The sequence below is a fragment of the Streptomyces sp. NPDC104581 genome (assembly GCF_055583685.1).
On sequence record NZ_JBVJNN010000060.1, the window covers coordinates 20,000 to 33,141 of the forward strand.

General features: G+C 68.2%; 11 protein-coding genes. All 11 read left to right on the top strand.

The genetic code is table 11. The features are described from left to right. Nucleotides 1-97: 97 nt before the first annotated feature. The 11 genes from ACZ61E_RS30540 to ACZ61E_RS30590 all read left to right on the top strand — a co-directional run bounded on the left by ACZ61E_RS30540 (nt 98) and on the right by ACZ61E_RS30590 (nt 13,139). Nucleotides 98-1,729, top strand: coding sequence for a peptide ABC transporter substrate-binding protein (locus ACZ61E_RS30540; protein ID WP_469703440.1), 1,632 nt, complete (start codon nt 98-100; stop codon nt 1,727-1,729). Between the two features lie 123 nt (nt 1,730-1,852). Beyond that, nucleotides 1,853-2,782: an ABC transporter permease gene (locus ACZ61E_RS30545; RefSeq protein ID WP_469703442.1), complete on the top strand. Its 930-nt coding sequence runs from the start codon at nt 1,853-1,855 to the stop codon at nt 2,780-2,782. Between the two features lie 31 nt (nt 2,783-2,813). Next, nucleotides 2,814-3,731 carry an ABC transporter permease gene (locus tag ACZ61E_RS30550; RefSeq protein WP_469703456.1) on the top strand — a complete coding sequence of 306 codons (918 nt, stop codon included), beginning with the start codon at nt 2,814-2,816 and terminating at the stop codon, nt 3,729-3,731. A gap of 11 nt (nt 3,732-3,742) precedes the next feature. Then, nucleotides 3,743-4,801: an ABC transporter ATP-binding protein gene (locus ACZ61E_RS30555; RefSeq protein ID WP_469703443.1), complete on the top strand. Its 1,059-nt coding sequence runs from the start codon at nt 3,743-3,745 to the stop codon at nt 4,799-4,801. Beyond that, nucleotides 4,794-5,942 carry an ABC transporter ATP-binding protein gene (locus tag ACZ61E_RS30560; RefSeq protein ID WP_469703445.1) on the top strand — a complete coding sequence of 383 codons (1,149 nt, stop codon included), beginning with the start codon at nt 4,794-4,796 and terminating at the stop codon, nt 5,940-5,942. The genes ACZ61E_RS30555 and ACZ61E_RS30560 overlap by 8 nt, the downstream gene beginning before the upstream one ends. 158 nt (nt 5,943-6,100) lie before the next feature. Beyond that, the gene (locus ACZ61E_RS30565) at nt 6,101-7,726 is read left to right on the top strand and encodes a peptide ABC transporter substrate-binding protein (RefSeq protein WP_469703447.1); all 1,626 of its coding nucleotides are present in this window, start codon (nt 6,101-6,103) and stop codon (nt 7,724-7,726) included. A gap of 123 nt (nt 7,727-7,849) precedes the next feature. Continuing rightward, entirely contained in the window at nt 7,850-8,773 is a 924-nt protein-coding gene (locus ACZ61E_RS30570; RefSeq protein ID WP_383832984.1) for an ABC transporter permease, read from the top strand. Further along, nucleotides 8,766-9,746: an ABC transporter permease gene (locus ACZ61E_RS30575; protein ID WP_469703449.1), complete on the top strand. Its 981-nt coding sequence runs from the start codon at nt 8,766-8,768 to the stop codon at nt 9,744-9,746. Before ACZ61E_RS30570 ends, ACZ61E_RS30575 begins: the two co-directional genes overlap by 8 nt. Before the next feature lie 11 nt (nt 9,747-9,757). Continuing rightward, complete coding sequence (locus ACZ61E_RS30580) at nt 9,758-10,741, top strand: ABC transporter ATP-binding protein (RefSeq protein ID WP_469703450.1); 984 nt, start codon at nt 9,758-9,760, stop codon at nt 10,739-10,741. Beyond that, nucleotides 10,725-11,843: an ABC transporter ATP-binding protein gene (locus ACZ61E_RS30585; protein ID WP_469703452.1), complete on the top strand. Its 1,119-nt coding sequence runs from the start codon at nt 10,725-10,727 to the stop codon at nt 11,841-11,843. Before ACZ61E_RS30580 ends, ACZ61E_RS30585 begins: the two co-directional genes overlap by 17 nt. Nucleotides 11,844-12,053: 210 nt before the next feature. Then, nucleotides 12,054-13,139: a hypothetical protein gene (locus tag ACZ61E_RS30590; RefSeq protein ID WP_469703454.1), complete on the top strand. Its 1,086-nt coding sequence runs from the start codon at nt 12,054-12,056 to the stop codon at nt 13,137-13,139. The last annotated feature ends 3 nt before the right edge of the window (nt 13,140-13,142 follow it).

Genomic DNA, 13,142 nt, shown 5'->3' on the forward strand with positions numbered 1-13,142 from the left:
CGCACTCGGGGTATCTGTCGAGCCCGCTGCCAGGGGTGTCAGCGCGCGTAGACAAGCCCCTCTTGTTTGTGACTAACGGACTCATGAGGAGGAACCCATGCGCGGTGCCAAGAGCGCCAAGTGGGTAGTCGGCGCGATAGTCGTGGCCCTGGCGGCGACGGCCTGTGGCGGCGGCGGAGACGACGACGGCAACGGCGAGGCGGCATCGAAGGAGAAGGGCAAGCCCGCGGGCTACGTCTCCATCGACGTCGGCGAGCCCCAGAAGCCGCTGATCCCGGCCGACACCAACGAGTCGCTCGGCAGCTACGTAATCCAGTCGGTCTTCACCCAGCTGCTGGACTTCGACGCGCAGGGCAAGATCGTCTACACGAACGCCGAGTCGGTGAAGACGACCGACTCCAAGACCTGGACGGTCAAGCTCAAGTCGGGCTGGAAGTTCCACGACGGCACCCCCGTCACCGCTGAGTCGTACGTCAAGGCGTGGAACTGGTACGCCAACATCAAGAACAACCAGCAGAACGCCTTCTGGTTCGAGGACATCGACGGCTACGCCGACGTCCACCCGGAGAAGGGTGACCCGAAGTCCGAGGAGATGAAGGGTCTGAAGGTCGTCGACGAGACCACCTTCACCATCGAGCTCACCAACCCGGTGCCGTACTTCGAGTACAAGCTCGGCTACGCGACCTTCGCGCCGCTGCCGGAGGTGTTCTACAAGGACACCAAGGCGTTCGGCCAGGCCCCGGTCGGCAACGGTCCCTACATCTTCGAGAAGTGGGACCACAAGAAGCTCATCCAGGTCAAGGCCAACCCTGACTACCAGGGTCCGAACAAGGCCAAGAACAAGGGTGTCCTCTTCAAGAACTACGCGACCGTCGAAGCCGCGTACCAGGACCTCCTCTCCGGCAACCTGGACATGATCCGCCAGGTCGGCCCGAAGGACCTGCCGAAGTACAAGCAGGACCTCGGCGACCGCGCGATCGACCAGCCGTACGCGGCCATCCAGAGCCTCGTGCCGACGTTCTACTCGAAGACGTTCAAGGACATCGACCCGAAGGTCCTCCAGGGTCTGTCCATGGGTATCGACCGCGACACGATCACCAAGACCGTGCTCAACGGCACCCGCAAGCCCGCCACCAGCTTCACGCCCCCCGGCGTGGTCGGCAACCAGGACCTGGGCACGGACGTCTTCTCGTTCGACGCGGCCAAGGCCAAGTCCCTGGTGACCGAGGGCGGCGGCGTTCCCGGCAACAAGATCTGGATCCAGTACAACGCCGACGGTGGCCACAAGGAGTGGGTGACCGCGGTCTGCGAGTCCATCCGCAACTCCACCGGTGTGGACTGCGTCCCGGACGCCAAGCCCGACTTCCAGACCGACCTGGAAGCGCGTGACAACGACCAGGTCAAGTCGATGTACCGCGGTGGCTGGGTGGCCGACTACCCGCTGAACGTCAACTTCATGCGGGAGCTGTACGGCACCACCGCCGAGGCGAACAACGGCCGGTTCTCCGACAAGGAGGTCGACGCCGCGTTCAAGAAGGGCGACAACGCCGCCACCCTGGAGGAGTCGATCGCGGCTTACCAGGAGGCCGAGAAGCAGCTTCTGACGAAGATGCCGGCGATCCCGCTGTGGGAGTACAAGACCAACGGTGGCTTCTCCAAGGCTGTGGACAACGTGACGGTCGACTTCCACGGTGACTACAACATCACCGAAGTCACGGTCGCCAAGTAACCAGCCCGAGGGCCCACCCCCCCACTCGGCCATCAGCCGCCAACAGGCGGTGAGTCCCCGGGGCCGCTCCCCGAGCAATCGGGAGCGGCCCCCGGGGCTGTCGTTATCCATTCGGAGGCAAACATGGGGCGTTATGTCGCGCGGCGACTGCTCCAGATGATCCCGGTCTTCCTCGGGTCAACCTTGCTGGTCTTCTCCATGATGTACGCCCTGCCCGGTGACCCCGTGCGCGCGCTCGCCGGAGAGCAGACGGTCGATCCCGCCCAGATCGCGGCCATGAAGAAGAATCTCGGTCTCGATCTGCCGCTCTGGCACCAGTACTGGAACTACCTCATCGGCCTGTTCCAGGGTGACTTCGGCACTCAGATCGCCAGCGGCAGACCCGTCGCCGACATCATCTCGGAGGCGTTCCCGATCACGGTCAGACTGACCCTGTTCGCCTTCACCTTCACCGTGCTCGTGGGCATCTCCATGGGCGTCTTCGCCGGACTGAAGGCCGACCAGCTCCGCGACCGGGGACTGCTCGTCCTGACGCTCCTGCTGATCTCCGTACCCTCCTTCGTGCTCGGCTTCCTCGGCCAGTACTTCTTCGCCTTCCAGCTCGGCTGGGTGGACCCGAACGTGAGCGCCGAGGCGAACTGGGACGAGCTGTTCCTGCCCGCCGTCGTGCTCGGCTCGCTGTCGCTGGCCTATGTGGCCCGCCTCACCCGCACCTCGGTCGCCGAGAACCTGCGCGCCGACTACATGCGTACCGCCGTGGCCAAGGGCCTGCCCCGCCGCCGCATCATCGGTGTGCACCTGATGCGCAACTCCATGATCCCGGTGGTGACGTTCCTCGGCACCGACCTCGGCGCCCTGCTGGGCGGCGCGGTCGTCACCGAAGGCATCTTCAACGTCAAGGGTGTCGGCTGGAACGTCTTCGACGCGCTGAAGCACCGCGAGGGAGCCACGGTCGTGGGCATCGTGACCCTCATCGTGGTCGTCTATCTCGTCGCCAGCCTGCTCGTCGACCTGCTCTACGCGGTCCTGGACCCGAGGATCCGTTATGCCTGAGGCACTCAAGGACACCGTCACCGAGCCCGGTATGGGCGCACCGATCGACGCTCCGACGACAGAGCCCGCCGACGGCAAGGTGGGCAAGCCCCGCAGTCTCTGGTCGGACGCCTGGCACGACCTGCGGCGCAACCCGCTGTTCGTCATCTCCGGCCTGCTGATCGTCTTCCTGTTGACCATGGCGGTCTTCCCGGGCTGGTTCACCAGCGCCGACCCGCGCTACGCCGACCTGGCCAACCACTATCTCCAGAAGCCCAAGTGGGGGAACTTCTTCGCGGAGGACTGGTTCGGCTACGACATCCAGGGCCGGTCGATCTACGCGCGCATCGTCTACGGCGCCCGCGCCTCGATCACCGTCGCACTGGTAGTCACCCTGCTGGTCACGGTGCTCGGCACCGTCGTCGGCATGCTCGCCGGCTACTTCGGCGGCTGGATCGACTCCCTGCTGTCCCGGGTCACCGACATCTTCTTCGGCGTCCCCTTCATCCTCGGCGCGATGGTCGTCCTGACCTCCTTCGAGGACCGGCACGTCTGGGTCGTGATCCTGGCGCTGGCCTTCCTCGGCTGGACACAGATAGCCCGTGTCGCCCGCGGATCGGTGCTCACCATCAAACAGGCGGACTACGTGATGGCGGCCAAGGCGCTCGGCGCCTCGACCACCCGCATCCTGCTCCGGCACATCATGCCCAACGCGATCGCCCCGGTGATCGTGGTCGCGACCATCGCCCTCGGCGGTTACATCTCGGCCGAGGCCACGCTCTCCTTCCTGGGCATCGGCCTCGCCGAGCCGACCGTCTCGTGGGGCGTCGACATCTCGTCGGGCCAGGAGCAGCTGCGCAACGCCGCGTTCGTCCTGATCATCCCGTCGGTCATGGTGTCGATCACCGTTCTGGCGTTCATCATGCTCGGCGATGCGGTACGCAACGCCCTCGACCCGAAACTGCGCTGAGGGAGGCGTACATGACCATCATCGACAAGACGGCGGACGTTCCTTCTCCCCGCGGTTCGGATACCAGTGGCACCCCGCTGCTCGAAGTCCGTGACCTGCACGTGGAGTTCCACACCCGCGACGGTGTGGCCAAGGCGGTCAACGGAGTCAACTACAGCGTCAGCGCCGGCGAGACCCTCGCCGTGCTCGGCGAGTCCGGCTCCGGCAAGTCCGTGACCGCTCAGGCGATCATGGGCATCCTGGACATGCCGCCGGGGAGGATTCCCCGCGGGGAGATCCTCTTCCGCGGCGAGGACATGCTCAAGATGGGCAGCGAGGAGCGCCGGCTCATCCGCGGCCGGAAGATCGCGATGATCTTCCAGGACGCGCTGTCGTCGCTCAACCCGGTGCTCTCCGTCGGCTACCAGCTCGGCGAGATGTTCCGCGTGCACCAGGGCCTCTCCAAGAAGGAGGCCAAGGCCAAGGCCATCGAGCTGATGGACCGCGTGCGCATCCCGGCGTCGAAGGAGCGGGTCAACGACTACCCGCACCAGTTCTCCGGCGGTATGCGCCAGCGCATCATGATCGCGATGGCGCTCGCCCTGGAGCCCGACCTGATCATCGCGGACGAGCCGACCACCGCGCTCGACGTGACGGTCCAGGCACAGGTCATGGACCTGCTGGCCGAGTTGCAGCGCGAGTACAACATGGGCCTGATCCTGATCACCCACGACCTCGGTGTGGTCGCCGACGTCTCGGACAAGATCGCGGTCATGTACGCGGGACGGATCGTGGAGACCGCCCCCGTCCACGAGCTGTACAAGCGCCCCGCGCACCCGTACACCCGCGGACTGCTTGACTCGATCCCGCGCCTGGACCAGAAGGGCCAGGAGCTCTACGCGATCAAGGGCCTGCCGCCCAACCTCACGCGGATCCCGTCCGGCTGCGCCTTCAACCCGCGCTGCCCGTCCGCGCAGGACATCTGCCGTACGGACATCCCGCCGCTGCACCCCGTCACCGAGCGGGACGGCGGCGAGCTGCCGGGCCGCGGCAGCGCGTGCCACTTCTGGAAGGAGACGATCCATGGCTGAGTCGACCAGGAAAGACGACTCCATGGACGCGACCCCGAACGTCACCGAGGTCGAGACGGCCGGCGCCGCCACGGTCGACGAGTCCGTCGCCGCCATCGAGGCGCCGGCCGAGCGCGGGGAGCCGATCCTCCAGGTGCGCAACCTGGTCAAGCACTTCCCGCTGACCCAGGGCATCCTCTTCAAGAAGCAGATCGGCGCGGTCAAGGCCGTCGACGGCATCTCGTTCGACCTCTACCAGGGCGAGACGCTGGGCATCGTCGGCGAGTCGGGCTGTGGCAAGTCCACGGTCGCCCGGCTGCTGATGACGCTGGAGACGGCCACCGCGGGCGAGGTCTTCTTCAAGGGCCAGGACATCACCCGGCTGTCCGGGCGGGCGCTGAAGGCGGTCCGCCGGAACATCCAGATGGTGTTCCAGGACCCGTACACCTCGCTGAACCCGCGTATGACCGTCGGTGACATCATCGGCGAGCCCTTCGACATCCACCCCGAGGTGGCCCCGAAGGGCGACCGGCGGCGCAAGGTCCAGGACCTGCTCGACGTCGTGGGACTGAACCCGGAGTACATCAACCGGTACCCGCACCAGTTCTCCGGCGGTCAGCGCCAGCGCATCGGCATCGCCCGCGGCCTCGCGCTCAACCCCGAGGTCATCATCTGCGACGAGCCGGTCTCGGCCCTCGACGTGTCCGTGCAGGCGCAGGTCATCAACCTGATGGAGAAGCTCCAGGACGAGTTCAACCTCTCCTACATCTTCATCGCGCACGACCTGTCGATCGTCCGGCACATCTCGGACCGGGTCGGTGTCATGTACCTCGGCAAGATGGCCGAGATCGGTACGGACACCCAGATCTACGACCACCCGACGCACCCCTACACCCAGGCGCTGCTGTCGGCGGTCCCGGTCCCCGACCCGGAGGCCCGTACCGGCCGCGAGCGGATCATCCTCTCCGGCGACGTGCCGTCCCCGGCGAACCCGCCGTCCGGCTGCCGCTTCCGTACCCGCTGCTGGAAGGCCCAGGACAGGTGCGCCCAGGAGGTCCCGCTGCTGGCGGTCCCCGAGCGCTTCGTCGCCTCGACCACTCCGGCGGCGCACGAATCGGCCTGCCACTTCGCCGAGGAGAAGGACGTCGTCCACGCCGTGTGAGACGCCCTGTGAGACCCGCCGGACGAACGGCGAGAGGCCCGGACCGTACGCGGTCCGGGCCTCCGTCACGTCCACGCACGGGCGCCCATTAAATGCGCGGAATCTGAAAGGGAGTGATATTTGGGCCTAAGTGACATTCAGGACTCAGGAGGAACTCCATGCGCCGAGCCACACACGCCAAGTGGGCCGCCGGTGCGCTTGCCGTCGCCCTCACGGCGACAGCCTGCGGCGGCGGAGGTGGGAGCGGCGGGGGCGCGGACGGGGTGCTGAGCTCGTCCTGGGGCGATCCGCAGAACCCGCTGGAACCCGCCAACACCAACGAGGTCCAGGGCGGCAAGGTCCTCGACATGGTCTTCAGGGGACTGAAGCGGTACAACCCGAAGACCGCCAAGGCCGAGAACATGCTCGCCGAGAAGATCGAGACGACCGACTCGACGAACTTCACGATCACCGTGAAGGACGGCTGGACCTTCAGCAACGGAGAGAAGGTCACCGCCAAGTCCTTCGTGGACGCCTGGAACTACGGCGCGAACCTGACGAACAACCAGCGCAACGCCTACTTCTTCGGCCAGATCGACGGCTACGCGGCCGTCCACCCCGACTCGGGCAAGCCCACCGCCGACACACTGTCCGGCCTCAAGGTCACCGGCCCGCAGACCTTCACCGTCAAGCTCTCGCAGAAGTTCTCCACCTGGCCGGACACCCTCGGGTACGCCGCCTTCGCGCCGCTGCCCTCCGCGTTCTTCAAGGACCACGCGGGCTGGCTCTCCAAGCCGGTCGGCAACGGGCCGTACGCCATCGACTCGTACACCAAGGGCTCACAGATGTCCCTGCGCAAGTGGGACGACTACCCGGGGTCGGACAAGGCGCAGAACGGCGGGGTGGACCTCAAGGTCTACACCGACAACAACACCGCCTACACCGACCTGACGGCGGGCAACCTGGACCTCGTCGACGATGTCCCGGCCTCCCAGCTCAAGAACGCGCCCGCCGACCTCGGATCCCGCTACATCAACACCCCCGCGGGCATCATCCAGACCCTCGCCTTCCCGTACTACGACAAGGCGTGGAACACCCCCGACGCGCAGAAGGTCCGCACCGGCCTGTCGATGGCGATCAACCGCAAGCAGATCACCGACACCATCTTCCAGAAGACCCGCACCCCGGCCACCGACTGGACCTCCCCGGTGCTCGGGAAGGACGGCGGCTACCAGGCCGGCCTCTGCGGCAAGGCGTGCGAGTACGACCCCGCCGCCGCGAAGAAGATGATCGCCGACGGCGGCGGGCTGCCCGGCGGCCGGATCCAGCTCACGTACAACGCCGACACCGGCTCCCACAAGGACTGGATCGACGCCGTCTGCAACAGCATCAACAACACCCTCGGCAACGACCGGGCGTGCGTCGGCCGGCCCATCGGCACCTTCGCCGACTTCCGCAGCCAGATCACCCAGCAGAAGATGCCCGGCCCCTTCCGGGCCGGCTGGCAGATGGACTACCCGCTGATCCAGAACTTCCTCCAGCCGCTCTACTTCACCAACGCCTCGTCCAACGACGGCAAGTGGACCAACGCCGAGTTCGACAAGCTCGTCAACGAGGCGAACGCCGAGAGCGACACGCAGACCGCGATCAAGAAGTTCCAGCAGGCCGAGGGCGTCGTACGGGACAACATGGCCGCCATCCCGCTCTGGTACCAGAACGGCAGCGCCGGCTACTCGGAGCGGCTCAGCAACGTCGAGCTCAACCCGTTCAGCGTCCCGGTCTACAACGAGATCAAGGTCAGCTGACACCGGAGTCGTCCGGCCCGGCGCACCCCTTCCGCGCCGGGCCGCGGTTCTTCCCCCGCCGGGCCGTGCCGTACGGCGTCACCCGCCGGACCCCAGGCCCGACCACGACCCCCGGAGCCCTTCATGGGACGTTATGTGATCCGGCGTCTGCTCCAGATGATCCCGGTCTTCATCGGCGCCACCCTGCTGATCTTCCTCATGGTCAACGTGATGGGAGACCCCATCGCGGGTCTCTGCGGCGAACGGCAGTGCGACCCGGCGACCGCCGCCCAGCTGCGGTCCGAGTTCGGCCTCGACAAGCCGGTCTGGCAGCAATACCTCACCTACATGGGCAATGTCTTCACCGGTGACTTCGGTACGGCCTTCAACGGCCAGAAGGTCACCGAGCTGATGGCCACCGCCTTCCCGATCACCATCAGGCTGACCATCGTCGCGATCGTCTTCGAGATCATCATCGGCATCACGCTCGGCGTGCTGACCGGACTGCGGCGCGGCCGGCCGGTCGACAGCGGCGTCCTGGTGCTGACCCTCGTCGTGATCTCCGTACCGACCTTCGTCACCGGCCTGATCGTGCAGCTCCTGCTCGGAGTGAAGTGGAACGTCATCTCCCCGTCGGTCTCCTCCGCCGCCCCGCTCGGCGAACTCATCGTGCCGGGCCTCGTCCTGGCCTCCGTGTCACTGGCCTACGTCACCCGGCTCAGCCGCACGTCCATCGCCGAGAACACCCGCTCCGACTACGTGCGCACCGCCGTCGCCAAGGGCCTGCCGAGACACCGGGTGATCACCCGGCATCTGCTGCGCAACTCCCTGATCCCGGTGATCACCTTCATCGGCACCGACGTCGGCGCGCTGATGGGCGGCGCGATCGTCACCGAGCGGATCTTCAACATCCACGGCGTCGGCTACCAGCTCTACCAGGGGATCCTCCGCCAGAACACCCAGACCGTCGTCGGCTTCGTGACGATCCTCGTCATCGTCTTCCTCCTCGCGAACCTGCTGGTCGACCTTCTCTACGCCGTACTCGACCCGAGGATCCGCTATGCCTGACACCACTCCCCCCGCGGACGAGGGAGCCATCGCGCCCACCGGCTTCGGCGGCTCGATGGACCTCTCCACGGCCGACGGCGCCGACCTCGAAGGACTCGACCAGGGCGACGGCAAGGGCCCCGGTGAGAAGCCCCGCAGCCTCTGGTCCGACGCCTGGCGCGATCTGCGCCGCAACCCCGTCTTCATCATCTCGGGCCTCGTCATCCTCTTCCTGGTCGTCATCGCGATCTGGCCCCAGCTGATCGCCTCCGGCAACCCGCTCTCCTGCGACCTCGCCAAGGCCCAGGAGGGCTCCCAGCCCGGCCACCCCTTCGGATTCACCGCACAGGGCTGCGACGTCTACACCCGCACCGTCTACGGCGCCCGCGCCTCGGTCACCGTCGGCGTCTGCGCCACCCTCGGCGTCGCGCTCGTCGGGACCGCACTCGGCGGGCTGGCCGGCTTCTTCGGCGGTTTCTGGGACGCGATCCTCTCCCGCGTCACCGACATCTTCTTCGGCATCCCCGTGGTGCTCGGCGGCCTCGTCCTGCTCTCGGTCGTCACCAGCTCCACCGTCTGGCCCGTCGTCGGATTCATGGTGCTGCTCGGCTGGCCGCAGATCTCCCGGATCGCCCGCGGCTCCGTCATCACCATCAAACAGAACGACTTCGTCCAGGCGGCGCGTGCCCTCGGCGCCTCCAACTCCCGCATGATGCTGCGCCACGTGCTGCCCAACGCCGTCGCGCCGGTCATCGTGGTGGCGACCATCGCGCTCGGCACGTACATCGCGCTGGAGGCGACCCTGTCCTATCTGGGCGTCGGCCTCAAACCGCCCTCCGTCTCCTGGGGCATCGACATCTCCGACGCGTCGAAGTTCATCCGCAACGCCCCGCACATGCTGCTCTGGCCCGCCGGCGCCCTGGCCATCACGGTCCTCGCCTTCATCATGCTCGGCGACGCGGTACGCGACGCCCTCGACCCCAAGCTGCGCTGAGGAGCCGGCCCATGTTGCTCGAAGTGCGCGATCTGAAGGTGGAGTTCCACACCCGCGACGGCGTCGTGAAGGCGGTCAACGGGGTCAGTTACTCGGTCGACGCCGGCGAGACGCTCGCGGTGCTCGGCGAGTCGGGCTCCGGCAAGTCCGTCACCGCCCAGGCGATCATGGGCATCCTCGACATGCCCCCGGGCCGGATCACGGGCGGCGAGGTCCTGTTCAAGGGGCAGGACCTGCTCAAGCTCAAGGAGGACCGGCGGCGCAGGATCCGCGGCGCCGACATGGCGATGATCTTCCAGGACGCGCTGTCCTCGCTCAACCCGGTGCTCAGTGTGGGCGCGCAGCTCGGCGAGATGTTCATCGTCCACCGGGGGATGTCCCGCAAGGACGCGCGGGCCAGGTCGGTCGAGCTCATGGACCGGGTGCGGATCCCGGCGGCCAAGGAGCGCGTGAACGACTACCCGCACCAGTTCTCCGGCGGTATGCGCCAGCGCATCATGATCGCCATGGCGATGGCGCTCGAACCCTCGCTGATCATCGCCGACGAACCGACGACCGCGCTCGATGTGACCGTGCAGGCCCAGGTCATGGAGCTGCTGGGCGAGTTGCGCCGGGAACTGGACATGGGGCTGATCCTGATCACCCACGACCTCGGCGTCGTCGCCGACGTCGCCGACAAGATCGCGGTCATGTACGCGGGCCGGATCGTCGAGTCGGCCCCCGTCCACGACATCTACAAGGCCCCCGCCCACCCCTACACGCGGGGGCTGCTCGACTCCATCCCCCGGCTCGACCAGAAGGGCCGGGACCTGTACGCGATCAAGGGCCTGCCACCCAACCTCCAGCGCATCCCGGCGGGTTGCGCGTTCAATCCGCGCTGCCCGAGGGCCCGGGACATCTGCCGTACGGACGTGCCGCCGCTCTTCGAGGTCGACGAGCACCGGCACAGCGCCTGCTTCTTCTGGAGGGAGACCCTCGATGACGCCGACCGCTGAGCCCGCCGACCCCATTCTCCAGGTGCGCGACCTGGTGAAGCACTTCCCGCTCACCCGGGGCATCCTCTTCAAGCGGCAGATCGGCGCGGTCAAGGCGGTCGACGGCGTCTCCTTCGACCTGGCGGCCGGCGAGACGCTGGGCGTCGTGGGCGAGTCCGGCTGCGGGAAGTCCACCGTGGCGCGGCTGCTGGTCAATCTGGAGCGGCCGACGGCGGGCGAGATCCGGTACAAGGGCGAGGACATCACCCGGCTGTCCGGGCGGGCGCTGAAGGCGGTCCGGCGCAACATCCAGATGGTGTTCCAGGACCCGTACACCTCGCTGAACCCGCGTATGACCGTCGGTGACATCATCGGCGAGCCCTTCGACATCCACCCCGAGGTGGCCCCGAAGGGCGACCGGCGGCGCCGGGTCCAGGACCTGCTGGACGTGGTCGGCCTCAACCCGGAGTACATCAACCGGTACCCGCACCAGTTCTCCGGCGGTCAGCGCCAGCGCATCGGCATCGCCCGCGGACTGGCCCTGCGGCCCGAGGTCATCGTCGCCGACGAGCCGGTCTCGGCCCTCGACGTGTCGGTGCAGGCGCAGGTCATCAATCTGATGGAACGCCTCCAGGACGAGTTCGATCTGAGCTACGTCTTCATCGCGCACGACCTGTCGATCGTCCGGCACATCTCGGACCGGGTCGGTGTCATGTACCTCGGGCGGATCATCGAGATCGGCACGGACACCGAGATCTACGACCACCCCACCCATCCCTACACGCAGGCGCTGCTCTCCGCGGTGCCGGTGCCCGACCCCGCGGCCCGTACCGGCCGCGAGCGGATCATCCTGACCGGTGAGGTGCCGTCCCCGGCGAACCCGCCGTCCGGCTGCCGCTTCCGCACCCGCTGCTGGAAGGCCCAGGAGCGGTGCGCGCTGGAGGTACCGCTGCTCGCCGTGCCCGCGGTGTTCCGGGGGACGGAGGGGCCCGCGGAGCACGACTCGGCGTGCCACTTCGCCGAGGAGCGGCAGGTGGTGCCGATCGCGGCCGGGCCCGGAGGGGCGTCCGGGACGGGTGGCGAGGGCGGGGAGCAGGGGCAGGATCCGGACAACGAGCTGTGATTGAGACGTCGGCTCCGTTGACACGCAGGAAACTCCACCGACGCTTCGCCGATATACGGACGGGTCACATTGGTCGACGTACGGCCGTGCGGGTGCCGTTGGACCGGCCGGGATCCTGAGGTCCCGGCCGGTCGCCCGCCGGGCGGGCCGCGGGCCCGGGGTACCAGTGGTGCTCTTGTTCCCGAGGCGTTCAGCCGGGACCATCGCAGTGTGATATTCACCCGCGGGGCCCGGATCACCGGCGCCGTGCTGTGCGCCGCGCTCGCCGTCGTCACCGCCGCGTGGATCGTGCGGGACCTGAGGGAGACGGACCGGCCCGTCGACCTCTGGTGGTTCTGGGCCGGCCAGGGCGATGTCGCGGCGGTCCCGCCGGTGACCTCTCTGCTCGACCCCGTACTGCTGGCCGTCTACGTGGTCGTGACCGTCACCGTCCTGCGCTCGGCCGTCGCCGCGTCCGCGCTCTTCGCCACCGGTGTCCTCACGCTCGCCGTCCGGCTGCCCGGTCTGTGGGTGCTCGGCTCGTCGTGGATGGACGGCCGCGCCCCGGACGGACTCCGTACAAGTGCCCTGCTCTGCGCCTTCGGTGCCCTCGCGGTGGCCGTCGCGCTGATCGTCACGGCCCTGGCCGGGCGCGGGGCGCCGGACTCCGCGTACGCGCTGACGCCGACCCGGCCCGCGCAGGGCGTCGCCGTGGCCTCCTTCCTGCTGCTGGGCGCCGCGGCGGGCGTCTGGACGGCCTGGGAGGTCTACTGGGGGCAGCGGCTCGGCCTCGACGCCTACGCGCGCCGTGTGACCGGCGAGTCGGTCCTGATGCCGCTCCTCGGCACGCCGCCCGGCTGGCTGAACGCGGCGACCGTCCTGCTCTGTCTCGCGGCGGCCGTGGGGGCCCTCTTCGGCGCACCGTTCTCACGGCCGCTCGGCATGGTGGCGTCGGCGCTGCTGGTGGGGGCCGGCGGGGCGGCCCTCGCGACGGCCCTGCGGTACGAACAGCTCGACCGCTTCGCTGAGTTGACCACCGTTGAGCAACTCTCCCTCGCCAGCCTGCTGTTCGGGCTCGGAGCGGGGCTGCTGGCGCTGTTCGCGCTCGCCCGCCGGGGCGAGCGGGACATGCCGGGCGCGGGGGCGTACGGACCGGACCGGGGGCAGCACGCACCCGACCGGTACGGGCAGGGGGGGGGGGGGGGGGTGGGGGGGGGCCCCCCCCCCCCCCCCCCCCCCCGCCGGTGGGGGGGGGAGGGGGGGGGGGGGGGGTGTGTTTGGGCCCCCCCCCCCCCACCCCCAAGGAACAGCTCATAGAAG